General features: G+C 65.7%; 16 protein-coding genes. 7 read left to right on the forward strand and 9 right to left on the reverse strand.

Annotated elements, in window-relative coordinates; translation table 11 throughout:
• Nucleotides 1-19 precede the first annotated feature (19 nt).
• Nucleotides 20-1,330, forward strand: a complete 1,311-nt coding sequence (locus GQY20_RS26510) for an SLC13 family permease (RefSeq protein ID WP_157220185.1) — start codon at nucleotides 20-22, stop codon at nucleotides 1,328-1,330.
• Between the two features lie 27 nt (nucleotides 1,331-1,357).
• On the opposite strand, the gene GQY20_RS26515 is transcribed toward GQY20_RS26510, so the two are convergent.
• Nucleotides 1,358-2,716, reverse strand: coding sequence for an amino acid permease (locus GQY20_RS26515; protein WP_232476267.1), 1,359 nt, complete (start codon nucleotides 2,714-2,716; stop codon nucleotides 1,358-1,360).
• A gap of 91 nt (nucleotides 2,717-2,807) precedes the next feature.
• Nucleotides 2,808-4,136: an aminotransferase class III-fold pyridoxal phosphate-dependent enzyme gene (locus GQY20_RS26520; RefSeq protein ID WP_157220187.1), complete on the reverse strand. Its 1,329-nt coding sequence runs from the start codon at nucleotides 4,134-4,136 to the stop codon at nucleotides 2,808-2,810.
• 112 nt (nucleotides 4,137-4,248) lie between these two features.
• Here GQY20_RS26520 and pdxR point away from each other — a divergent pair, with 112 nt between their 5' ends.
• The 5 genes from pdxR (at nucleotide 4,249) to GQY20_RS26545 (ending at nucleotide 9,435) form a co-directional block, all read left to right on the forward strand.
• Complete coding sequence (pdxR, locus tag GQY20_RS26525) at nucleotides 4,249-5,748, forward strand: MocR-like pyridoxine biosynthesis transcription factor PdxR (protein WP_157220188.1); 1,500 nt, start codon at nucleotides 4,249-4,251, stop codon at nucleotides 5,746-5,748.
• Between the two features lie 99 nt (nucleotides 5,749-5,847).
• A complete protein-coding gene (locus tag GQY20_RS26530) occupies nucleotides 5,848-7,341 on the forward strand; it encodes an aldehyde dehydrogenase family protein (RefSeq protein WP_157220189.1) in 1,494 nt (497 codons plus the stop codon).
• Nucleotides 7,341-8,096, forward strand: coding sequence for a sulfite exporter TauE/SafE family protein (locus GQY20_RS26535; RefSeq protein WP_157220190.1), 756 nt, complete (start codon nucleotides 7,341-7,343; stop codon nucleotides 8,094-8,096). Before GQY20_RS26530 ends, GQY20_RS26535 begins: the two co-directional genes overlap by 1 nt.
• Nucleotides 8,097-8,170: 74 nt before the next feature.
• A complete protein-coding gene (locus GQY20_RS26540; RefSeq protein WP_157220191.1) occupies nucleotides 8,171-8,623 on the forward strand; it encodes a hypothetical protein in 453 nt (150 codons plus the stop codon).
• Complete coding sequence (locus GQY20_RS26545; protein ID WP_157220192.1) at nucleotides 8,620-9,435, forward strand: ferredoxin--NADP reductase; 816 nt, start codon at nucleotides 8,620-8,622, stop codon at nucleotides 9,433-9,435. Before GQY20_RS26540 ends, GQY20_RS26545 begins: the two co-directional genes overlap by 4 nt.
• Before the next feature lie 24 nt (nucleotides 9,436-9,459).
• Here GQY20_RS26545 and GQY20_RS26550 read toward each other — a convergent pair whose 3' ends face one another.
• Nucleotides 9,460-10,797, reverse strand: a complete 1,338-nt coding sequence (locus GQY20_RS26550) for an MATE family efflux transporter (RefSeq protein WP_157220193.1) — start codon at nucleotides 10,795-10,797, stop codon at nucleotides 9,460-9,462.
• 332 nt (nucleotides 10,798-11,129) lie between these two features.
• Here GQY20_RS26550 and GQY20_RS26555 point away from each other — a divergent pair, with 332 nt between their 5' ends.
• Entirely contained in the window at nucleotides 11,130-12,113 is a 984-nt protein-coding gene (locus tag GQY20_RS26555; RefSeq protein ID WP_157220194.1) for a cation diffusion facilitator family transporter, read from the forward strand.
• Between the two features lie 171 nt (nucleotides 12,114-12,284).
• Here GQY20_RS26555 and GQY20_RS26560 read toward each other — a convergent pair whose 3' ends face one another.
• The 6 genes from GQY20_RS26560 to GQY20_RS26585 all read right to left on the reverse strand — a co-directional run bounded on the left by GQY20_RS26560 (nucleotide 12,285) and on the right by GQY20_RS26585 (nucleotide 23,026).
• The gene (locus GQY20_RS26560) at nucleotides 12,285-14,036 is read right to left on the reverse strand and encodes an MOSC domain-containing protein (protein WP_157220195.1); all 1,752 of its coding nucleotides are present in this window, start codon (nucleotides 14,034-14,036) and stop codon (nucleotides 12,285-12,287) included.
• Nucleotides 14,037-14,038: 2 nt separating this feature from the next.
• A complete protein-coding gene (locus tag GQY20_RS26565) occupies nucleotides 14,039-15,160 on the reverse strand; it encodes a DUF917 domain-containing protein (RefSeq protein ID WP_157220196.1) in 1,122 nt (373 codons plus the stop codon).
• A gap of 25 nt (nucleotides 15,161-15,185) precedes the next feature.
• Complete coding sequence (locus tag GQY20_RS26570; RefSeq protein ID WP_157220318.1) at nucleotides 15,186-16,751, reverse strand: hydantoinase/oxoprolinase N-terminal domain-containing protein; 1,566 nt, start codon at nucleotides 16,749-16,751, stop codon at nucleotides 15,186-15,188.
• A gap of 30 nt (nucleotides 16,752-16,781) precedes the next feature.
• A complete protein-coding gene (locus GQY20_RS26575) occupies nucleotides 16,782-18,884 on the reverse strand; it encodes a TonB-dependent receptor (protein ID WP_157220197.1) in 2,103 nt (700 codons plus the stop codon).
• Nucleotides 18,885-19,111: 227 nt separating this feature from the next.
• Entirely contained in the window at nucleotides 19,112-21,778 is a 2,667-nt protein-coding gene (locus GQY20_RS26580) for a LuxR C-terminal-related transcriptional regulator (RefSeq protein ID WP_157220198.1), read from the reverse strand.
• Nucleotides 21,779-21,799: 21 nt separating this feature from the next.
• Nucleotides 21,800-23,026, reverse strand: a complete 1,227-nt coding sequence (locus tag GQY20_RS26585; RefSeq protein ID WP_157220199.1) for a metal-dependent hydrolase family protein — start codon at nucleotides 23,024-23,026, stop codon at nucleotides 21,800-21,802.
• Between the last annotated feature and the right edge of the window lie 54 nt (nucleotides 23,027-23,080).

Genomic DNA, 23,080 nt, shown 5'->3' on the forward strand with positions numbered 1-23,080 from the left:
GAGCCGACCCAGACTGCGCATGACCCTCGATCAGATCTTCACGCTGCTGGTGCTCTCTGCCGTGGTGGCCGCCCTCATCTGGGACAAGGTGCGCGCCGACGTGGTCGCGCTGACGGGTGCGGCGGCGCTGCTGATGGGCGGTGTCGTTCGGCCCACCGAGTTGCAGAGCGCCTTCGCCAGCCCGGCAATCATCGCGCTCGCCTCGCTGTTCGTGATCGCCTACGCGCTGGAGTTGTCCGGCCTGCTCGATCGCGCGATCGCGCTCGCGGTCGGCATGTGCCGACGCCTGGGCGCGAAGGGCATCTGGCTGCTCCTCTCTATGATCGGTGCGCTTTCCTGCTTCCTCAACAGTACCCCGATCGTGGTGCTGGGCGCACCGGTGGTTCGCGATGTGGCGACCGCGCTGAACCTGTCGCCCAAGCGTTTCCTCATGCCGCTTTCCTATATCACCGTGCTTACCGGCTGCTGCACGCTGGTCGGCACATCGACCAACCTGCTTGTCGACGACATGGCGCGCGTTGCCGGGCAGCCACGGTTCGGCATTTTCGAGATAACCCCCGTGGGCCTTCCGATGGCGCTGGCCGGCGGCCTCTATCTCTTCCTGATCAGCGGACGCCTGCTGGCCGGCCGGCCCGAGCGAGCGCAGGACGAAACGGCCGACGTGGCGCTGGACGCTGTCGAGATCGGCAATGCGCAGGTCGGCGATCCTCAACTCTTTGCCGAACCGCGTCCGTTCGCACCGGCAAAGGCGGCGATCGCGCTTGCGACCTTCGCCGGCGCGATCGCGCTGGCGGCGCTGCACGTCGCGCCGATCGCCGCGACCGCCTTTGCGGGTGCGGTGCTGCTCATCCTGCTGCGCGTCATCACCGCCGATGAAGCCTATAGCGGGCTGCGTCCCCAGATACTGATCCTCATCGCCGGCATGGTCGTGATCGGCATCGCGATGGAGGAAAGCGGCCTCGCCGCCGAAGCCTCGAAGCTGCTGATCGCCAGCGTCGACGGACTGAGTCCGCTGGCCGCGCTCGCCATCCTCTATCTCATCACCATGGTGCTGACCGAACTGCTGTCCAACGCCACAGTGGCCGTGCTGGTCACTCCTATCGCGGTCGCGCTGGCGGAGAGCCTGGGCGTCAGCCCTCGTCCTTTCCTCGTCGGCGTAATGATGGCAGCCAGCGCCGCCTTTGCGACGCCCTTCGGCTATCAGACCAATGTCATCGTCTACCAGATGGCGGGATATCGCTATATGGACTTCGTGCGGGTCGGCCTGCCGCTCAACATTCTGACCGCGATGATCGCCCTTCTCGCCATCCGGATCTTTTTTCCCTTCTGATCCGCCTCCGTCCGTCCAATCGGGGCTTCAGCACGAACGGTGCGGCTGCCTTTCGGCCAGAGGCATATCGACCGATCCTGCACCAGCGCGCAGCCGCCAGCGTTTCAATCCATAGGCGCAGGCGAACAGCACCGCGCTGGCGAGGCCCATGGTCAGCGGCGCGCGCTGTTCTGGGATGAAGGCCATCGCGGCCAATATGGCCAGCATCGCGGCGATCGCGACGTAGGTGAGCCAGGGAAACAGCCACATGCGGATCACCAGCCGCTCCGGCGCTTCCACATCCAGCCGCCGGCGCAGCTTGAGCTCGGCAAGGGCGATGAACAGATAGACGAAGAGCGCGACCGTCCCATAGGAATTGACCAGGAAGGCGAAAACGAGGTCCGGCGACAGATAGGACAGGATGATCGCCGCAAGACCGCCGAGCGTGCCGCAAAGCGTGGCGATGACCGGCACGCCGCGCCGGTTCACCCGTGCCAGCGCCGACGGCGCGTCGCCATTGCGGGTCAGTGCGAACAGCATGCGCGAGGAGGCATAGAGGCCGCTGTTGAGCGCGGAGAGCACCGCGGTCAGGATGATCGCGTTCATGATCTGCGCCGCGGCCGGAATGCCCATCGCCGCCAGCGCGCTGACATAGGGCGTTGCGATGCCTGCGGAGTTCCACGGCAGGATCGCGACGACGAGCAGGATCGATCCCACATAGAAGAGGAGCACCCTGCTGATCACCGAATTCGTCGCGCGGGCCACCGCACGCGCCGGTTCGTCGGCCTCTGCCGCCGCCACCGTCACTACCTCCGCACCAAAATAGAACCCTGTGGCAGCCACAGCGCCGGTCAGGACCGGCAATATGCCATGCGGTGCGAAGCCGCCATGAGCGGTGAGATTGGTGAAATGCGACGTGCCCGACGGCCAGAAGCCGATTACGAAGGCACTACCAATCACCAGGAACAGGCAGATCGCCGCCACCTTGATCGATGCGAACCAGAATTCAAACTCCCCATAGGCCTTGACCGTCAGCATGTTGCTGGCGGTGAGGAGGATGAGCAGCATGAGCGCCAGCATCCATTGCGGCGCGCCGGGAAGCCAGAAGCGGATGAGGTCAGCGCCCGCGATCGCCTCCAGAGCGACGACGATCACCCAGAAATACCAGTACATCCAGCCGGTCAGGAAACCGGCGAGATCGCCCATCGCTGCGCGTGCATAATCGTAGAAGGATCCGCTTCCCGGCAAGGCGGTGGCGAGCTCGCCCAACATGCGCATCACCAGCACCACCAGCAGCCCGGTGATGAGGAAGGACAGGCTGGCAGCAGGGCCGGCAGCCTGGATCACCACCCTGCTGCCGACGAACAAACCAGCACCGATCACGCCCCCCAGCGCGATCATCGTCATATGGCGTTGCTTCAGCGTGTGCCGAAGCGGGGATCTGTCTGGGTCGGCAGTCTCGTCGATCATTGGTCCCCCCACTTGGCCGGTGCAGTTTCTACAAGGCGGAAAGCACGTCCCGCATCGTTGTGACGAGGCGGTCTATCTGGCCAGCCTCCATCACGAAGGCCGGTGCGACGATCGCGGCATCGCCGGTCGTCTTCAGGTGCAACCCCGCGTCGAACAGACGCTTCTGCACGAGATGGCCGCGCGCGCCAGGCTTTCCGTCCGGTGCGAGATCGACGCCGGCGAGCATCCCATAGCCGCGGATGTCGGTGACGACCGGCAGTTCCCGCAAGGTCGCGATCGCATCCAGGAAATAGGCCGAAAGCTGCCGCGCACGATCGAACAGCCGCTCCTCTTCATAGATGGCGAGCGCCGCGATGCTCGCCGCGCAGCTCGCCGGGTGGGCCGAGAAGGTGTAGCCGTGGAAGAATTCCGGCTGCCCGTCGGGGGCAGCATCGATGATCGTATCGTGCACCGCGCGCGAGACCGCCACCGCAGCCATCGGCTGCGCGCCGTTGGTGATCGCCTTCGCCATGGTGATGAGATCCGGAATCACGCCGAACGACTGCGATGCGAAAGCGGCACCGGTGCGGCCAAAGCCGGTAATCACCTCGTCGAACACCAGCAATATGCCGTGGTCGGTGCAGATCCGGCGCAGCCGTTCGAGATAGCCGGCCGGCGGCACCAACACGCCGGTGGATCCGGCGATCGGCTCGACGAAGCAGGCCGCGATATTCTCAGCGCCGTGCAGCGCGATCAGCCGCAGCAGATCGTCGGCCAGCTCCGCGCCATGCGCCGGCTGGCCCAGGGTGAAGCGGTTCTCGTCCAGCCAGGTGTGACGCATGTGGACGACCTGCGGCCCCGCAGCCGGGAAGCTGCGCCGGTTGGGCACCATGCCGGAAAGCGCGACGCCGCCGAAATTGACGCCATGATAGGCGCGCTCACGCGAGACGAAGAGGCTGCGCGTGCCCTCACCGCGTGCGCGATGGTAAGCGAGGCAGATCTTGAGCGCGGTATCCACCGCCTCGGATCCCGAATTGGCGAAGAAGATGCGATCGAGCCCCGCAGGGGTCAGCGCAGCGATCTTCTCTGCGGCATGAAAGGATTGCGGATGGCCGCGGGTGAAGCTCGGCGCATAGTCCAGCGTCATGAGCTGTTCGCGCACGGCATCGGCGATCTCCGGCCGCGCATGGCCGGCCGGGCAGGTGAACAGGCCCGAGCAGCCGTCGAGGATCGGCTGATCCCGTTCGCCATAATAATGGACGCCAGCACCGCGGGTGATGATCTTGGGTTCGCGATGAAAATCCCTGTTTGCAGTGAACGGCATCCAGTGGTGGGTAAGATCGGCCCTGCGGGCGGAATGAAGTGCTTGCGTTTCCATGGCATTCAAGCATGCTGACAAAGGCGGCGCGGTGTAGCGCCAGACCGCCCAAAGCCGTGGGTACAGTTGGGAGGCGATGCCGGGGCTCGGTTGGGTGTCGGGGAGAGACCGCATGGCGAGACGGCCGGAACGGATCATGTGGCGGCAGCTTTTCGCACTGAACGACGATGATCCACGCGCCCTGCAGATCCAGATCCGAACCAGCGTCGTCGATGCGATCCTGAACGGCACGCTCAAGGCCGGCACACCCTTGCCCTCCAGCCGCGGCCTCGCCGCCGAGCTGTCGGTGTCACGCAACACCGTGATCCTCTCCTATCAGCAGCTGGTTGACGACGGCTTCCTGGAATCGCGCGAACGCAGCGGCTTCGTCGTCGCCGAACGGCCGGCGAGCGGCTGGGTGCGGCATGTCGCCGACCGGACCGTGCAGCCGCGCATCGACTGGACCGGACGGCTGCGCTCGCGTGCGTCAGCGCTGCGCAACATCGAAAAGCCGTCCGACTGGCAAAGCTATCGCTATCCCTTCGTCTATGGTCAGTTCGATCCGAGCATCTTCCCGATCTCGGACTGGCGGCAATGCTGCCGTCAGGCTCTGAGCGTGCTGGAGCTGCGTGACTGGGGACCGGACAAGATCGACGAGGACGATCCGCTGCTGATCGAGCAGTTGCGCACACGCATCCTGCCCCGCCGCGGCATCTGGGCGGAATCGGACGAGATCATGGTGACACTTGGCGCGCAACAAGCTCTCTACCTGCTTGCCGAGGCGCTGTTCGATGCCAAAACGGTGGTGGGCGTGGAGGAGCCGGGCTATCCCGACATGCGCAACATCGCAGCGATGCGCGCGGCGCAGGTCGCCGCGCTGCCGATCGACGGGACCGGCCTGGTGCCCGGCCCGGCGCTGGCCGCCTGCGACTATGCCCATGTCACGCCGAGCCACCAGTGCCCGACCACCGTGACCATGACCTATGAGCGGCGGCGCGCCCTGCTCGCCGCCGCCGCCCAGAGTGGCACAGTGCTGATCGAGGACGATTATGACAGCGAGACCAGCTTCGAGCAGGATCCCCAGCCTGCGCTCAAGAGCCTCGACGACCAGGGGCGAGTGATCTACGTCGCCAGCCTGTCCAAGCTGCTCGCGCCTGGCCTCCGGCTCGGCTTCATCGTCGCCGACGCTGCGCTGATCCGCGAGTTGCGCGCCCTGCGCCGCCTGATGGTGCGCCATCCGCCGGTAAACAATCAGCGCTCGATCGCTCTCTTCCTTTCATTCGGCCATTATGAATCACTCGTGCGCCGGTTGACCGACGCCTATCGCCGCCGCGCGCACCATCTGGTCGAAGCGCTCACCGAACAGCTGCCAGATCTCGATTTTGCGATACCGACGGGCGGCTCCTGCGTCTGGCTGAAAGGCCCGCCCGGCTTCGATGCGCGTGCCGCAGCCCTGCGCTGCCGCGAGGACGGGCTGCTGTTCGAGCCGGGCGATATCTTCTTCCGCAATCATGACGATGGCCGAAGCCATTTGCGCCTCGGCTATTCCGCGATTCCCGACGAACGGATCGCACCCGGCATCGCGCTGCTGGCGGGCGCCATGAACCGCACGCCCGCCCTGCAGGAACTGTGACCGCTCTGTCCAGCGGCTGGCCCACCGGAATCGACGAACTGGCACTAGGGCCGCGCCGGCAGACAGTGGCTTAAGCCCTCCCGTCAAGGAGGCGCAGCCATGCAAATCGGCATCATCGATCGGGCGAATGGAGAGCGGGAGGTGAGCGCGCGCGCGCGCCATCTGATCGGCGGCGCGCTGGTGCCCGCGGCCGGCGGCGCGAGTTTCGCGGTGATCAATCCCGCGACCGGGAAGGAGCTCGGGCGCGCCGCGCTTGGCACCGCTGCGGACGTCGACCTCGCCGTCCAGACCGCAGCCGCAGCGCAATCGGGCTGGGCGCAGCGTTCCTCCCGCGAGCGTGGCCGCCTCGTCGCCGAAGCCGGCCGGCGCGTCCTTGCCGAGCAGGAGCCGCTCGCCCGGCTGCTCGCGCAGGAGACGGGCAAGGCGATCCGCACCGAATGCCGGCCCGAAATCGCGACCGCCGCCGACATACTCGCTTTCTACGGCGGCCTCGGATCCGAGCTGAAGGGCGAGACGCTGCCCTATCATCCCCGCATGCTCTCGCTCACCACGCGCGAGCCGCTGGGCGTCGTTGGGGCGATCCTGCCTTGGAATGTGCCGCTCGTGCTGATGATGCTCAAGATCGCGCCCGCGCTGGTCGCCGGCAACACGGTTGTCGTCAAATCAGCGGAGGAAGCGCCGTTCGCGACGCTCGAGGCGGGCCGGCTGATGGCCGAAATCCTGCCGCCCGGCACGCTCAACATCGTTAGCGGCTACGGCCCCGAATGCGGCCAGCCGCTGGTCGAGCATCCCCGTGTGGCCAAGATCACGTTCACCGGATCCCAGCCGGTCGGCGAGACCATCTATGCAGCCGCGGCGCGCAAGATCATTCCGGTCTCGCTCGAGCTAGGCGGCAAGAGTCCGATGATCGTGCTCCCCGACGCCGATCTGCCGCGCGCGGTGGCAGGTGCGGTTGCCGGCATGCGCTTCACCCGGCAGGGACAGAGCTGCACGGCGGCGAGCCGCATCTATGTGCATCAAAGCCTGTACGAGCCTTTTCTCTCAGCGCTCGCCGCCGCGGTCCAGAGCCTGCGCATCGGCGATCCGCTCGACGAGGCGACCGATGTCGGGACAGTCGTGTCGCCCGAGCAGAAAAGGCGAATCGACGATTATGTCGCGATCGGCCGCGCCACACCCGGCGCGCGGGCCATCGCCTGCGGCAGCACGCCTGCCGAAGACGGGCTCGACCCGACGCTCTTCGCCGTACCGATGATCTTTGCGGGCCTGCCGGAGGAGAGTCCGCTGATGCGCGACGAGATTTTCGGTCCCGTCGTCTGCGTAACGCCATGGACGGACTACGAAACGGTGATAGCGGCGGCGAACGACAGCGATTTCGGCCTTGCCGCGACTGTCTGGACCAATGATCTGGCCAAGGCGCTGGACGCCACCAGCCGGCTCGACGCGGGCTATGTGCAGGTGAACCAGAACCTGACCATCCAGCCCAATCTCAGCTATGGCGGCTTCGGCAAGTCGGGCCTCGGCAAGGAAGCCTCGCTGGAGGCGATGCTCGAGCATTTCACGCGCAAGAAGACGATCGTCTTCGCGATGGCCTGATGCCCGATCTCCCGGCGCTCGCCCTCGACTGGCCGACACTGCTGGCGGCAATGGCTGCGGTGCTGATCAGTGGGCTACTGCGCGGCTTCACCGGCTTCGGCTTCGGCCTCGCCGCCACGCCGCTGCTCTCGCTGATGCTGCGCCCGACGCTCGCCGTGCCGATCGTCCTCCTGCTTCAGGTCGGATCGAGCTTCGTCGGCATCGGCGATACGTTGCGGCGCTTCGATCCGCGATCGACCGCCGTGCTGAGCGCCGGCGCGATCGTGGCGACCCCCGCTGGCGTGCTGATCCTGCACATCGTTTCGCCCGACCAGGCCCGCATCCTGATCGCGGTCGCCACCACCGCGGCGGTGCTCGCCCTCTCCTCCGGGCTCCGCTGGCACCGGCCGCACGGCATCGGTTTCATCCTCCCCTTTGGCCTCGTCGCCGGCATCCTCGGCGGGCTATGCGCCATGCCCGGTCCGCCGGTGCTGGCTTATTATATGAGCGTCGATACGCCTCCGCCCGCGGCACGCGCATCGATGATCCTGATCTTCCTCGTCACCGGCTGCGTCGCGCTGGCGACCAGCGCTTCGGCCGGCGTCGTCGGAAGCGACGTGCTGATCGCCGCCGCGATCACCGCTCCCGCGATGATCCTGGGCACCCATATCGGCGCGTGGTTCCACGAACGCCTGCCACATTCCACCTATCGCCCCGTGGGAATCGTTTCGCTGGCGCTGATCGCCCTCAGCGCCGCAGCACGGGCGCTCGCCTGATCAGCACAGACAAAATGCAGTTGCTAATCATTATCAATATTATATGATAATCCCTCGAACGAGAGGGAGAGCTTATGTACGCCTATGTCGACCGGCCGATCGATACGCTGTGCAACGGCAGCCGTTTCCTCCTGTGGGCAATGCGCGGCTGGACGAACGCGATAGAGAATCGCACCTGCCCGCCCGTGGCCCTCGCGCCCGGCTTTTCGAGCATGGGCCTGATGCTCATGATTCAGGACTTCCACCTGGCGATGGCGCTGATCAACAAGGACGGGCTCGCCCGCATGGTGCTCGCTCCGATGCCTCACCGCCGCATCACGGAGGACGAAGCTGTGCTGCTTGCCCTCTGGTGCGAACTGACGCTCGACCGGCGCGCGCGGGTCCGCGAGACTCTCGCCCTCCTCGTCGAAGAAGACAGCGTCGCCCTCGTCGAACGGGCGATGACCGATGCGGTCGCCAAGCTCAAGGCCGCCGGCCTCGCTCCCTCGGATCCCTCGAACGGCGTCATGAAGGAAGCGAAGCAATGAGTGATCGCATCGCGGCAGCCGCAGCCATGGCACCGTCCGCGGCATTGACGGTGGAGGAGGTGCGCTCCGTCCGCCACTGGAACGCGCATCTGTTCAGTTTCTCGATCAGCCGGCCGGCCTCCTTCCGCTTTCGCTCGGGCGAGTTCGTCATGATCGGCCTGCCCGGCGACAATCGGCCGCTGCTGCGCGCCTATTCGATCGCGAGCCCCTGTTATGCGGATGAGCTGGAATTCCTCTCGATCAAGGTACCGGACGGCCCGCTCACCTCTCGCCTGCAGAGGATCCAGCCGGGCGACCGGATCTTCCTCGGCCGCAAGCCCACCGGCACGCTGGTTGCCGATGCGCTGCTGCCCGGCCGGCGCCTGTTCCTGCTCTCCACCGGCACCGGCCTCGCGCCCTTCCTCAGCCTCGCGCGCGATCCTGACCTCTATGATCGGTTCAGCGAGATCCGCCTCGTCCATTGCGTCCGCACCGTCGGCGATCTCGCCTTCCGTGACCTGCTCGAAAGCCAGCTCGCCGGCGATGCGCTGGTGCAGGACCAAGCGCTCCTCCAGTTCAGCTATTTGCCGACGGTGACGCGCGAGACCTTCCATCGCACCGGTCGCATCGATGCGCTGATCGACAATGGCTGCCTGTTCGACGGCATGGTCGGCGGCCCCACGATGTTCGATCCCGCGCTGGACCGGATCATGCTCTGCGGTAGTATGGCGATGATCCGCGATCTCCAGGCCCGTTTCAAGAAAATGGGCTTCGGCGAGGGCTCGAACGCCTCGCCCGGCCATTTCGTGATCGAGCGCGCATTCGTCGATTGAGTCGATCGGCCGCGCCGAGCCCGGTCAGCCGTATTCGACGCGGCGAATGAGTGTCGGCAGGCAGAACCCGAGCGACAGCGCACGGAAGATGTAGCTGGCAATGAGCGCCAGCCACACGCCGTCATCACCCAGCGGCCGCAGAAGGAAATCGCTCGCCAGATAGGCGGCCGTCGCGACCAGCGCGGCGTTGCGCAGGATCCGCCCGCGCGTCGCGCCGATGAAGATGCCGTCGAGCAGCCAGGCCGGCACGCCGATCAGCGGGACGAGCGCGCAATAGGGCAGCATGGCGATGGCCTGCGCCCGCACCGCCGGATCGCTGCTTACCCCATCGACGAATAGCGCCCCGCCAGCCGCGAAGAGCAGCGCGAAGGCTGCACCGCCGATCAACGAAAATTCCCCGGTCAACCGGATCGCGCGCAGCAGCGCCGGCCGCGAGCGCGCACCGACCGCCACGCCTACGCGATGCTCCGCAGTAAAGGCGAAGCCGTCGAGCACGAAGGCGCTGACACCGACGAACTGCATCAGCACATGGTTCGCCGCCAGGGGCACGGTGCCCAGCCGCGCGCCGGCGCGTGCGAACCAGGTGAACAACAGGAGAAGCGCCAGCGTGCGGATCATGATATCCAGATTGACGGCGATCAGCCGCTGCATCGCGGGCCAGGCGAACAACGCGTGGCGATCTGCCAGCCCCCGCCGCCAGGCCCCCGGGCCGAGCAGCTGGCGCGCCACGATCAGGCCGGCACCCATCGCCGCCCACTCCGCCGTCGCCGTACCGATGCCGACGCCGAACGCCCCAAGATGGAAGATCCCGACCAGCACGAGATCGAGCACGATGTTGACGCCGTTCAGGACGAGCTGGCAGCCAAGCGCCAGCCGCGTCCGGCCGAGCCCGATCAGCCAGCCGTTGATCGCGTAGAAACCGAGCGCGGCCGGCGCGCCGAAGAAACGCATCGCGGTGAAGGCATGTGCCGGCGCGAAGGCATCGGCGGGCACGCTCATCAGGCCCAGCGACGCGGGCACGATCAGCGGAGAAAGCAACAGCAGCGCGATGCCGATCGGCACCCCGAGCGCCAGCGCGCGCAACAGGATCGCAACGACCTCGCCCGCGTCACCCGCCCCTTCCGCCTGCGCGGTGAGGCCGGTGACGCCCATCCGCAGGAAACCGAATGCCCAAAAGACGAGGTTGATCACCGTCGCGCCCAGCGCGACGCCGGCCAGCGCAGCGGCATCGCCGGTGCGCCCGATGATCGTCGCATCGACGATGCCGACGAGCGGGACCAGCGCCTGCCCGAGGATTATCGGCCAGGCCTGGGCGGCAATCGTCCGGCGCGTCAGCCTCCCTGCAACCCTCGCCTCCGTCATGCCGCCCGCGTCGCTCCCTGTCACCGTTGCGCCGCTCAACCACGAACGGCCGTGCGCGGAAAGGGCCGAGCCGAACCGCAAGCACAACGAGGGGCAACACCTTCCGCCCCTCCCGATTGGCCTGCCTGCACCACAGGAGACGGAGCATGGCCAGGAAAAAATGGCCGCGGAACGCCCTGCGCGACGCCTTCGGCAAGAGCCGACTGAACCGGTCATCTGGGCACCGCCTGCCGAACGATCGCGCGGCCTTTGCTGGCGAGCGCGGCGCAAAGCAAATCCAGGCTCCAAAAAGCGTAGCGGATCGGATCACATCACACAGCGTTGCGGCAATCATGGCTGGAGAGGCGAAAACCGCGGTCTATGCAGCGCTCGCAGGCAATCTTGCGATCGCGGTCACGAAATTCGGCGCTGCGGTGGCCACCGGCAGTTCCTCCATGCTCACCGAAAGCGTCCATTCGCTGGTCGACACCTGCAATCAGGGGCTTCTGCTCTATGGACACAAGCGGTCGGCCCGTCCGCCTGATGCCGTCCATCCGCTCGGCTATGGCCGGGAGCTGTATTTCTGGAGCTTCGTGGTCGCGCTGCTGGTCTTCGCCGGCGGTGCAGGTGTCTCCGTATACGAAGGCATCCAGCATGTGCGCCGTCCGGTTCCGATAGAGAATCCAATCGTCAACTTCATCGTGCTCGGCCTTTCGTTACTGTTCGAAGGGGGATCCTGGCTGTACGCGCTGCGTGCCTTCTCCCTCACCAAAGGCAGTGACAGCTGGTGGCGCGCGATCCGGCGCAGCAAGGATCCCTCGACCCTCGCCGTGCTGTTCGAGGATAGCGCGGCAATGATCGGGATCGGAATCGCCGGCCTGTTCATCAGCCTCGCGCTGGTCACCGGCGACGCGCGACTGGACGGCGTCGGCTCGATCCTGATCGGTTGCGTGCTCGCGCTCGTCGCTGCGTTGCTCGCACGAGAGAGCAAAGGATTGCTGATCGGCGAGCGCGCGAGCCCGGAGCTCAGCCGCCGGATCGCCTCCCTCGCCTGCCAGGCGCCCTCGGTGCTCGCGGTCAGCGACGTGCTGACCATGCACCTCGCGCCCGATCAGGTGGTGGTGACGATGAGCGTGGAGTTCGAGGACGATCTGGACACCAGCCGGATCGAACGCGCAGTGAGCGATATAGAAAAGCGGATCGAAAGCGCGATCTCGGATGTCGCGCGCGTCTTCGTCCGTCCCCGCGCGGCCAAGCCGCCGGACCCGACAGCGCCTCCGCTCGATCAGGCAAAGCTGAACGAGCCGGAACCGCGACGCGGACACGGCGCGGTCTGATTGCCGCGACATCATGGATATTTTCGCCGGTAGAGCGGGTTATGCTTGCCGAGCTGTCTGATTCCGACGCTAGAGCATCTTGCGGAAAAGTGGGAACCGATTTTCTGCAGAAACGATGCGATGGCAAAGACTTAGAGTAAATTGGGCGATCCACATATCGCCCAATTTGCTCTAATCGACGGTGCCGATGACGATGTGAGGCGATGCTGGCTGACTGCAGCAGAGCAGCACCCGCCCCTCGCCGGGTTCGGCTGCCGGCGTGACGAGATAGCGCACCTTGCCGGCGCGCAATGCGGCCTCACAGGTGCCGCAAATGCCGGTCCGGCATGCGCTGTCGACCGATAGGCCCGCTTCCTCGGCAAGCTCCAGGAGGGTGAGATCGTCGTCACGCCGCCAGACCATATGGCGGCCCTGCCCGGCAAATTCGACCTGCGCCTCTTCCGGAGCCGGCGGCTCATCTCCAGCGGCCGCAACCGGCGCGAAGCTCTCGGACCGAATCGACAGCGGGTTGACGCCATGTGCGACGAGCGCCGTGCGCACCGCATCTTCGAACGGAGCAGGCCCGCACAGATAGAAATCGGAATGCTCGCCGGTCAGCTCGATCACACGCCCGAACGGGCTCAGCGAATAATTCTCCGCGATCAACTCCGCGATCGCTTCAGCATCGATCCGCCCGGTACGGTCATACCCCTCGCCCGCCCGATCCCCATCGCCCGGCGCCGAGTAGAATACGCGGCGCACGGAGCCAGGAATCGCCGCCAGCATCCCATTCGCCTCATCCGCGAACGCATGCTCTTCACCCGAGCGCGCGGCATGGATCCACAGCAGCGGCGGAGCCTCCATCCCCCGCTCGGCATGCGCCTTCAGCATCGCGATCATGGGGGTGACGCCGATGCCGGCGCTGATCAGCACGGTACGAAGAAAGCCGCTGCGATCGAGCACGAAACGTCCGGTCGGCGGCCGCACCTCCAATACATCGCCGATCTCAGCATGATCGTGCATCCAGCCCGACGCCAAGCCGTCCGGTTCACGCTTGATCGAGAGGCGATAACTATCGGCCTCCGGATCATAATCGGAAATGCTCCACGATCGGGTCGGCGCGCCTGCCGCCTCGGGCAGTCGGACGGTCAGGAACTGGCCCGCACGATAGCCGCCGATCGGCCGATCATCGAGCGGGCGCAGATGGAAGGATTTGATGCCCTTCGCTTCGTCCACGATATGTGCGATTGCGAATTGCCGCCATCCCTGCCAGCGCCCCTGGGCCTGGAGCCTACCGTCGGTAAGGAAGGCGAGCCGCTTGCGGATCATCCCCGCGGCCTGTCCGCCGAGCCCCGGCGTCACCAGCACGCTGCGCAATATGTCGAGATCGACGATGTCGGGATCGTGCAGCAACTGTGACAGGCCCAGCACGCTGATCGCCGCATGGGCTACCGACACGCGCTCCACCGCGTCGTCCACGCCGATCCGCCCCGGCTCGACCACGCGCAGATAGCAGCCCATCCGTCCGCTGGCGATCAACTCCTGGAGAAAGCCTTCCGCCTGCCCGAGCCGCCAGCTCAGCTTGAAGCAGGGAATGCGCGGCGAGGTCACTTCCAAGATCGCTTCGCCGATGCGGAAACGATCGCCGATGCGAAGCCCGCCCTCGTCCGGCATGCCGGCGAGCATCAGATTCTCGCCCCAATGGCAGGCGCCCCAGTCCGCGCGGTCGATGCCGAGGCGCCGCGACCAATAATCATAATGTTCCGCGAAGAAAGCGAACACCTCCTCGGTATGCACCGCCGTCGCATTGCCCTCAGGGCCGCCCGGCGCGAAGACGATCGGGCCCGCAACCGCATCGCGCACGATCGAGGTAAACACGCGCCGGCCGTAAATCTCCAGCCAGCGCGGCTGTGCGACGCTGACGGCGACGACCCGGCCGGCCATGATCAATCCGCCAGAGCGAGCTCGGGCGCGGGCGCCAGATCTTCGAGCGGTACGAAATCGCAATCCAGCCCGAATAGGCGCGGACCCAACACCTCGAGGCTCTCGGGCCGGCGCAGCATCGGATCGGCCGAGAAACCGAGCACCTTCACCCGCTGCCCGTAAGTCAACATCTCCGCGGTCAGCGGCTCTGCGGATTCGCGGTCGAGCACCGAGATGAGATCCGGCACCATCGTCGCTGGCGCGCCGTTGTGGCGGGCGATGATGAATTCGTTGCGGATCTCGATGGTGAACCGATCGCTATCGTTGCGCAGATCCTGCAATGTCACGAGCCCCCAGTGCCAGCCATCGCGCGTTTCGTGGACGACGTCGCACACTTTCCCGTCGAACAGGATACGCGCGACGCGGCCGTCATGGCCGTTGAGATAGGCGAGCAGCCGATCGAAGGGATTGCCGTCCTCGTCACGCCCCTTGCGGATTGCCTGTCCGATGCCGAGCGCCTGGCTGAGCGTGCCGAGCACCGCACATTCGCGCACCTGCTTGCCGGTCATCGGATAGATCGCGCTGAACGCCATCGACCCCATCGCCGTCACGATCGAGCGGCACAGATCCTCCGCGGTACGATCGTTGACCGCATCAACGGTTACGATATTGCCGGCATCGTCCATCAGCAGGCAGGGCGTCGCCTTGACGCCATAGATGCTGAAGGTCGTCATCTCGAGCTGCGGCACGGCACGGCCGATGCCATCGGCATCCACCACCGGCACCCCACTGATCGCCGACAGAGCGAGCGGGAAGACCGAGTTGGCGCCGCCGATCTCGGCCGAGATGAGCGCATCGACGCGCCGGCCGTAAAAGGCCTCGGCACGGGCGAGCAGGCGCAGCAGCGTCTTTTCGCTGACGAGCTGCTCGACGATCACCGTGGGTGCGCCGATTCCTGCGATCGAGAGGACGAATGCATCGTCATCGAGCGCCTCCGGCGCGACGACGCGCGGCACGCGGCCGTTGCGGATCTGCTCGCGCACGAAGAGTTCGCCGACATAGGGATCGCCGCCCCCGCCGGTGCCGAGCAGCACGGCACCGCGCGCCATATCCTGCACATCCTGGGTTGTTTCGATGCTGACCATCTGTTTCTTCTTTCCTGCTTGTTCGTCAGGCGACGGCGGCGAGCGGACCGACCGCACGCACCTTCACCTGCACCGAGCCGGATTTCATGTGCGTCATCGGCAGTTCCTGCAGATCGACGACCTCGACCGCATCTTCATTCGCTCCCGCCGCCACCGCGGCGGCGATCGCCTCCGCTCGGGCCTGCGCAAGCGCGCCGTCCCGGCCAAGCGAAACGAAGTCGTAGAGCTTGTCGATCCGGCCGCTCACCAGCGCGATCGCCGCACCGACCGCGTTGGCGACCTCGGCATGGCGGGGGCGGATCACCTCCGACGCACCCTTGATCGCGCGGGATATGAGGATGTTGCCTCCGCCGACCAGGATCAGCGGTTGCGCCGCCGAACTGACCTTGATCTGGTCGATCGCTTCCTCGATCTGGCTGTGAATGTCGTCGAGCGCCGCAGAGACGAGCGCATCCGGAACGTCCGCGACGCGGACGGCCTCGCCGATGCCAGCCTGGCCGGCACGGACCGCAATGTCGGTGGCCGTGAGCGTGGCGCCGCCAAACACCCTTCCCTCCTCGCGTAACCGGAAACCGACCGAGCGCGGGCCGACCTTCGCGCCCTCCGCCGTCGGCACGACCAGGCTGCCGCCGCCGACGCCGATCGACAGCACGTCGGGCATTCGGAAATTCGTGCGCACGCCGCCGATCATGTTGGGCGCGGTCGTCTCACGCGGGAAACCGCCGCGCAGGAAGCCGACATCGGTGGTGGTGCCGCCGATATCGGCGACGATCGCATCCTGCAGGCCACTCAGGAAAGCGGCGCCGCGAATGCTGTTGGTCGGCCCGGCCGAGCAGGTGAGGATCGGCAGGCGTGCCGCGACCTCCGTACCGATCAGCGTACCCGAATTTTCGCTGATGTAGATGGGCGCGGTGATCGCCATATCGGCAAAGGCCTGGCGCAGCGAGGCGACGACCCGCTCGGCGAGTGCTGCGAGACTGGCATTGACGATCGCCGCATTCTCGCGATCGAGGATACCGATGCCGCCGACCTCGGACGAGAGGGTGATACGGGCACCAGCCACAGTCGCCGCCACGATCGCGCCGGCCCGAATCTCGATATCCGGACGGATCGGCGCGAAGGTTGCCGAGATGGCAAAGGCGGACAGACCCGCTTTGGCTGCATCCGCGGCCGCGGCTGCGACGGCATCCTCGTCGAGCGGCGCATAATCCTTGCCGCTGTAGAAGGAGCCGCCGCCGATCAGATAATGGCGGCCGCCCACTGCCTCCAGCGCATCCTCCGGCCAACCTGCGTAGGGCGGCACGCCGTCACCCGCCGGCAGGCCGACGCGGATCGCCGCGACCTGCGACAGATCGCGCCGCTGCACGAAGGCATTCACGAACTGGGTGGTGCCGATCATCACCGCATCGATCGCCGAAGGCTGCCCGCCATGTTGGGCGAGCAGCGAGCGCACCGCATCGATCACCCCGTCCTTCACATTCTCGGTGGTGAAGCTCTTGGTGGCAGCGAGCACCTCCCGTCCGCGCATCAGCACGGCGTCGGTATTGGTGCCGCCGACATCGATGCCGAGGCGGATCCGTCCGGATTCCATCATCTTCTCCTGATACTATCCCGTCAGCCGTCAGAACTTGACGCGCGCTTCGACGCCGTAGGTACGCGGTCGGCCGCGATAGCCGAGCGCGACGTCAAGGCCGCTATATTTCGTCGGCACATATTCGGTGTAATATTTGGCATTCAACAGGTTCTTAGTGAAGAAGTATAGGCCGAAGCGGCCGAATTCGGCGCCCGCCCGCAGGTTGAGCAGATCATAGGGATCCTGGACCTGCGCATTATCCGCGCCCCAATATTTCTTGCCGAAATGCTGCCAATCGAGCCGCGCGAGGCCCGTCACTGTGTCGGTGAGCGGCACCGAATATTGGGCCGAAAGATTGGAGGAGAAAGGAATGGTGCGCGGCGTGCGGTTGCCGATATCGGCAGGATCGGCGTCCGCCTTGATCTTCGACAAAGTCGTACCCACCGCGCCGGACAATTCCAGCCCAGGCAGCGGCCGCGCTGTCACTTCGAGTTCGACACCCTGGATATGTACGCGACCTATATTCGCGATGATCTGCGAAGCGGTTGCCGCATCCACGAAGAAATATTGGTAATTCTTGACGTTCTCGAAATAATAGGCGCCGTTGATGGTCAGCTTGCGATCCAGCAGCTGCGCCTTGAAGCCGGCCTCGTAATTCTGCAGTGTCTCTGCATCGAACATCGGAATACTGACATCCGGGGCATTGAACCCGCCCGAGCGGAACCCCGTGCTATAGGTGGCATAAAGCAGGAAGCCTTGCGTCGGCTTGTAGGTGAGTGTGACCTTCGGCTGAACATGGTGGAACGAGGTCTTGCGCCGCAATCCCGCGATCAGATCCAGCTGGTTGCGATGATCCTCATCATACCGCAAGCCGCCGGTCAGGGTCAGGTTCGACAGAATGTCGAAATCGACCTGGGCAAACGCCGCATAGGCGTTGTTGCTGTTCGATTCCTGCTTGTTGGCAAACAACAGCGCCGGATTGTCGATCTGATTGGGATCGCTGTCGAGATCGACGAAGGCGCGGGTGTGCAGGTCCCGGTCTGTATGAAGATAATATACGCCCGCCAGCCAGCGTAGCCGTTCATGCCCGTTCGAGACGATGCGCAGCTCCTGGCTGGTCGTTTTCAGGCCCAGATCCTGGCCCTGCCCGGCCTGGAAGCCAAGTCCGAATATGCCCGACGGTGAATCCACCGGGTTGCGATAGTCGAGATCGGCGCGATTGGTCTGCTTGAGATCGGTGTGGCCGGTGATGCTCGTCACCGTCGCGAAACCGAGATCGAGATCGATCTTGGCGGTGAGGTTGAGATTATGGCCGTAGGCGAAGCCGGGAAGGTTGAACTGCGGATTCACATAGTCGTTCGGATTGCCCGAGAAGACCGCCGAATAATAATTGCTGGCCGCGCGGAAGTCGCCATATTCGGCGCGCAGATCGATCGTCAGAGTCTCCGTTGGCTTGGCGACCACGCGGCCGCGCAGCGACCAGTCATGATCGACGAAATCGGAATGGTCGCCGCGGAAGCTGTTGTCGATCAGGCCGCCGAAATGACGATAGGTACCATCCAGCCGGAACAGCAGCTTGTCACCGGCCAGCGGACCGGACAGGCCGGCCGACCCGATGATCTGGTTGCCGTTGCCATATAGAATGTCACCGAAACCCTCGAGCCGGTCGCTCGGCAGCCTGGTGACGATGTTGATCGCGCCGCCCTCCGCATTGCGGCCATAAAGCGCGCCCTGCGGCCCCTTCAGGATTTCGATCCGCTCGACGTCGTAAAGATTGACGTCGAGTTGAGTCTGATCGGTCTGCGGCACGCCATCGATCACGAACGCGACGGGCGGATCGGCGTTGTTGATCTGGGTGAGGCCCCGCATGGTGATGAACGTGCTCTTATAGGTGTTGCCCTGATCGAAGCTCGCATTTGGCGTCAGCGACAGCGCCTCGGCCGAAGTGCGGATGCCTGCATTCTGCAAGGTCGTGCCATTGAGCGCCTGGATCTGGATCGGTACGTCCTGCAATCGCTCGCTGCGCTGCTGCGCGGTGACGACGATGTCACCAGGCTGGACGGCCGTATCGACAGCCTGAGCGTGGACCTGGAAGGGCGCTGCGAACACCGCGGCGGTACCGAGCAGCAATCGGATTTGATCCCTGAGCATCGTTTCATCCCCACTTTTCTGACCCTTTTACCCGACAGACGATCCATAATCGCGGCGTCCTGCGCCAGACGGAGAGACGGGTGGGGTGGCGCCTATTCGGGTGGCGCGGGGGTAGCGGCTACCCCTCGTCAGGGCGTTGAAATGCTGTCGCATTGGCAGATGCGAGACGGCGGGCCAGCGCTCGCTGCGCAGTGGATGCCGAAACATGTTCAGCACAACGAACAGATTCACCGGTGCTGCATGGCTCGCGCAGCAGCCTGCTTGCGCGTCGACACGCCGAGCTTGCCGTATATCTTCTTGAGATGGAATTTGATCGTATTCTCGGTGAGGCCGAGCCGCCGTGCGATGAGCTTGTTCGAGGCGCCGTCGGCAAGATGCGCGACGATCTCGGCCTCGCGATCGCTGAGTGCATCCGCATCCGCGAATTGCTGTTCCGCATCGATCGCACGCAGTATCGCCACGGCATGGCGCTGGACGAGCCGGGAGGAATCCTCAGCCATCACATGGCGCAGCAGCGGCGCGAGAGTGCGTCCCTCCTCCGCAAAGGCCGATACGATACCCTCGGCGCTCGCTGCCCGTACAGCGTCGGCCAGCAGCCGCTCGGCTTCGGCCATCTCCCCGGCCATGAGCCGCGCCCGCGCCAACAGCACGCCGCCCTTGATCTGCGCGCCGGCGCGTCGGCCCAGCCGTCCTTCCTCGATCAGGCGGCCCGCAAAGAGCGTCGCTTCGACAGCATCGCCGCGCGCCAGCGACAGACTCGCCAGCGCGCGCAACAGCATCTCGCCTTCGCGCCACGGCGCCTCGCCGGACTCGAACCCAGCCAGCTTGGCGCGACACGCGGCCTCGAGAACATCGAGCTCGCCCAGGTCGCCTGCACGCACATGGCAGCACAGCTCGACGCCGAGACGTATCCCATCCAAGCAGATCATGCCGCGCTGCGCATAGTCGCGCCCGGCGGCGTCGAGCTCTCGCAGAGCCTCCGCAAGACCATGACGGCGATAGGTGACGTCGACGATCACCGGCATCGCGATCGCATATTGATCGAACCAAGCCTCGCCCCGGCCATATTCGGCAAGGGCGATCCGCATCTCCTCGGCCGCCTGCGGGCGATAGCTGCGCTGATAGTCGACCAGCGCGGCGAGCATTCGCGCCATCGCGTGCAGGCAGCGTTCGCCGATCATGCTGGCCGGATCGCGACGCAGCAGAGCGCCGGCCTTTTCCTGCACGGCACGCAGCGATCCATGCGCAAGACCGATGAGCATATCGTGGATCAGCAGTTGGAGCAGGCCGAAATCCGTACCCTGCGCCGCCTGGAAGGCCTGACGCGTCCGTTCCAGCGACACTAGCGCATCGTCGAGCAGACCACGCTCCTGTCGCACGACAAGCAGCACATTCTCGCACCAGCCCCAGGTCAAGGGATCGGTCGGCGCGCGGGCGAGCAGCCATTCGATATGCGCCTGATAGTCGGCCTCCGTCCCTTGCATGTAGACGGTGAATAGCAACGCGAGCGCGCGGCTCTCGAGGCGGAGATCCCCACCCCCTTCCGCTGCCTCGTCGATGAGGGCGTCGACCGCCTGGCGCATCTGCTCCGCCTCCCGGAAGAAGCCTTCCTTGAACAGCACCAGCGCATTCATCAGCCGCATCCGCGGCCGGCCGGCGAGCATCGCCGGCGGCACCTCGCGCAGGATTGCCCGCAACTCGCTGACGCCGTAGGCGATGAACACGGCACGGAAGGGCAATCGATCGAGCATAGCAACGAGGAACGCCTCGTCCTTGCTCAACACGGCATGGCGCACCGCATCGGGATAGCGGTCATGGCCGGCAAGCCACCGCGCCGCACGCTGATGGAGCTGCGCGGCACGGCCGGGCTCCAGCGCGAGGCGGCTGCGCGCATAATCGGAAAGCAGCGGATGGATGCGATAGGCGACCTCCCCTTCCGAGACGGTCTGCTGGATGAGGCTCGGCAGGCTACGAGCGATCGATTCGAGCACCGCGGCGCTGTCGTCCGCATCACGAATGGCATCGGCGAAGGAGGCTTCGACATGCTCGACGATGGAGAGCGCGGTCAGCACCGCCTGCTGGTCCGACGGCAGCGCCGCGACAACCTGCTCGGCGAGATAGTCGGCCACTTCCGCAGCGCGGCCACTGAACGCCGGCATCGGCGTGCCGTCGGCAAAGCGCTGGCGCCAAAGCCGATAGAGCTGCACCGCCACCGGCCAGCCCTCGGTCTGCGCCTGGATCGCCGCCAGCTCCGGCGCGTCGGCGGGAAGATCCAGCGTTGCAGCGAGCTCGCCCATATCCAGCCGCAGTTCCTCTGGATCGATCACCCGCACGCTGCCCATCGCCCGCAGCGTGGCGATCGCCAAGGATGGCTTGCGGCGTGTCGCGAGCACGAGATGGACCTCGCCGGGCAGCGCATCCAGCAACTCGGTCACGCAGGCGGCGATCGGGGGATGATCGACGCGCTCATAATCGTCGACGATGATCACGATCGGCTCCTCGATCTGCTCGAGGCCGAGCACGATGCCGTCCACCATCGCCTCCGCCGATCCGTCGCCGATCGCACGCCGCGCGGCGGGACCGGGGTCGATCCCACCTGCCTCCAGCGCAAGCACGAGCATGCGCAGGAACTGGGTCGGCTCGCGTTCGCCCTCGCTCGCGCTGTACCAGGCGGCCTTCGTTGCTCCCGCGCGCAGCCGGCCATACCATTGCGCCAGCGCAGTGGTCTTTCCATAGCCCGGCGGCCCGAGCACGAGGGTCAGTCGGCCGCGCCGCGCAACGTCCAGTGATCGCAGCACCAGCGCCCGTTCGCAGAGGGGCACATGCTGCCGCGGCGGCGCAAGGCGCCGGGCGACGGAATTGCTGCGGGCGACGGAAGTCTGGCTACCGGTCATCCCGCCGCAATGCGCCCGTCCCTAGGCGCCGAGCAAGTTTTTGCGCACATGCCCGTCGCGAACGACCAGTCGGATCGTATCGGGGCGCTCAAGCAGGGTCGCATCGGCGACCGGATCGCCATCGACCACGAGCAGATCGGCCATGGCGCCCGGAGATACGGTGCCGAGCTTGCCCTCCATGCCCAGCAGCACCGCATTGATCGAGGTCGCCTGACGCAGGATCTCGATCGAGGAGCAGACCTCCCGCCGGAGCCGGAACTCGCGTGACTGGCGATCCATGAGCACGCCGAGCAGATCGGTGCCGAAGCCGATCTGCGCACCTGCACCGCGCAACAGATCCAGCGAGGCCAGCGCATGTGACGCCACTTCGCGCGTCTTGTCGATCATAGACGCGGTGAGGCCCATCTTGCCACCGACATCCTGGATGGCATCGATGATCGCGAGCGTCGGGACCGCAAAGGCCTCTGCATTGACGATCGCGCGCACGCCGCTCGATTCCATCATCGTCGCATGCTCGATCGAGCGCACCCCATTCGAAATGCAGCGTATCACAGCCTCGTTGGTATGGGCATGCGCCATTACATAGGCGCGGCGGGTGGCGGCCTCCTCGACCGCGACGCGGATCTCGTCGTCGGCGAACTGGTTCATCCAGATCGGATCGCTCGGCGAGAGCACGCCGCCGGAGACGAACAGCTTGATCTGGTGCGCGCCGCGGCGAAGCTGCTCGCGCACGGCTTTGCGCATCTCGTCCACGCCGTCGACCACCGTCGCCAGCGCCCCGCAATAGGCGCAGGGGCAGATGTCGTGATGATCGGGCGAACGCAGATCGCCATGCCCACCCGTCTGGCTCAGCGCCATGCCGGCGTAGAAGAGCCGCGGGCCATCGATCAGCCCAGCCTTTAGCGCGGCCGCGAGCGCATAGTCCGCGCCGGCTGCGTCCCGGACGGTGGTGAAGCCCCTATCGAGCGCGCCTTCCAATATCTGCTTGGCGCGCAGCCCGAGAACGACCGGCGGCACACGATCGATCAGCGCCGGATTGACCTCCACGCCATAGGCATGGAAATGGGCATCGATCAGCCCCGGCATCACCAGCGCACCACCGCAATCGATCGTCCGCGCGCCTTCGGGGACGGACAGGCCCTCCCCGATCTCGCGGATCACATTCCCTTCCAGGACGATGGACTTGCCGTCCGCCACCTCCTCCGACCAGCCGTCGAAGATCCGGCAATTTTTGAGCAGAAGCGCCATCGCCGAACTCATCCCGCTACAAGTTGACGCCTGCAAGTCCCCGTTCGGGTGGTG

This window comes from Flavisphingomonas formosensis (assembly GCF_009755815.1).
In the GTDB taxonomy this organism is placed as follows: Bacteria; Pseudomonadota; Alphaproteobacteria; order Sphingomonadales; family Sphingomonadaceae; genus Flavisphingomonas; species Flavisphingomonas formosensis.

Coding starts and splice junctions, on each gene's coding strand:
- GQY20_RS26510 (WP_157220185.1), top strand. CDS start 20: ATGACCCTCGATCAGATCTTCACGCTGCTGGTGCTCTCTGCCGTGGTG.
- GQY20_RS26515 (WP_232476267.1), bottom strand. CDS start 2,716: ATGACGATGATCGCGCTGGGGGGCGTGATCGGTGCTGGTTTGTTCGTC.
- GQY20_RS26520 (WP_157220187.1), bottom strand. CDS start 4,136: ATGGAAACGCAAGCACTTCATTCCGCCCGCAGGGCCGATCTTACCCAC.
- pdxR (WP_157220188.1), top strand. CDS start 4,249: ATGGCGAGACGGCCGGAACGGATCATGTGGCGGCAGCTTTTCGCACTG.
- GQY20_RS26530 (WP_157220189.1), top strand. CDS start 5,848: ATGCAAATCGGCATCATCGATCGGGCGAATGGAGAGCGGGAGGTGAGC.
- GQY20_RS26535 (WP_157220190.1), top strand. CDS start 7,341: ATGCCCGATCTCCCGGCGCTCGCCCTCGACTGGCCGACACTGCTGGCG.
- GQY20_RS26540 (WP_157220191.1), top strand. CDS start 8,171: ATGTACGCCTATGTCGACCGGCCGATCGATACGCTGTGCAACGGCAGC.
- GQY20_RS26545 (WP_157220192.1), top strand. CDS start 8,620: ATGAGTGATCGCATCGCGGCAGCCGCAGCCATGGCACCGTCCGCGGCA.
- GQY20_RS26550 (WP_157220193.1), bottom strand. CDS start 10,797: ATGACGGAGGCGAGGGTTGCAGGGAGGCTGACGCGCCGGACGATTGCC.
- GQY20_RS26555 (WP_157220194.1), top strand. CDS start 11,130: ATGGCTGGAGAGGCGAAAACCGCGGTCTATGCAGCGCTCGCAGGCAAT.
- GQY20_RS26560 (WP_157220195.1), bottom strand. CDS start 14,036: ATGGCCGGCCGGGTCGTCGCCGTCAGCGTCGCACAGCCGCGCTGGCTG.
- GQY20_RS26565 (WP_157220196.1), bottom strand. CDS start 15,160: ATGGTCAGCATCGAAACAACCCAGGATGTGCAGGATATGGCGCGCGGT.
- GQY20_RS26570 (WP_157220318.1), bottom strand. CDS start 16,751: ATGGAATCCGGACGGATCCGCCTCGGCATCGATGTCGGCGGCACCAAT.
- GQY20_RS26575 (WP_157220197.1), bottom strand. CDS start 18,884: ATGCTCAGGGATCAAATCCGATTGCTGCTCGGTACCGCCGCGGTGTTC.
- GQY20_RS26580 (WP_157220198.1), bottom strand. CDS start 21,778: ATGACCGGTAGCCAGACTTCCGTCGCCCGCAGCAATTCCGTCGCCCGG.
- GQY20_RS26585 (WP_157220199.1), bottom strand. CDS start 23,026: ATGGCGCTTCTGCTCAAAAATTGCCGGATCTTCGACGGCTGGTCGGAG.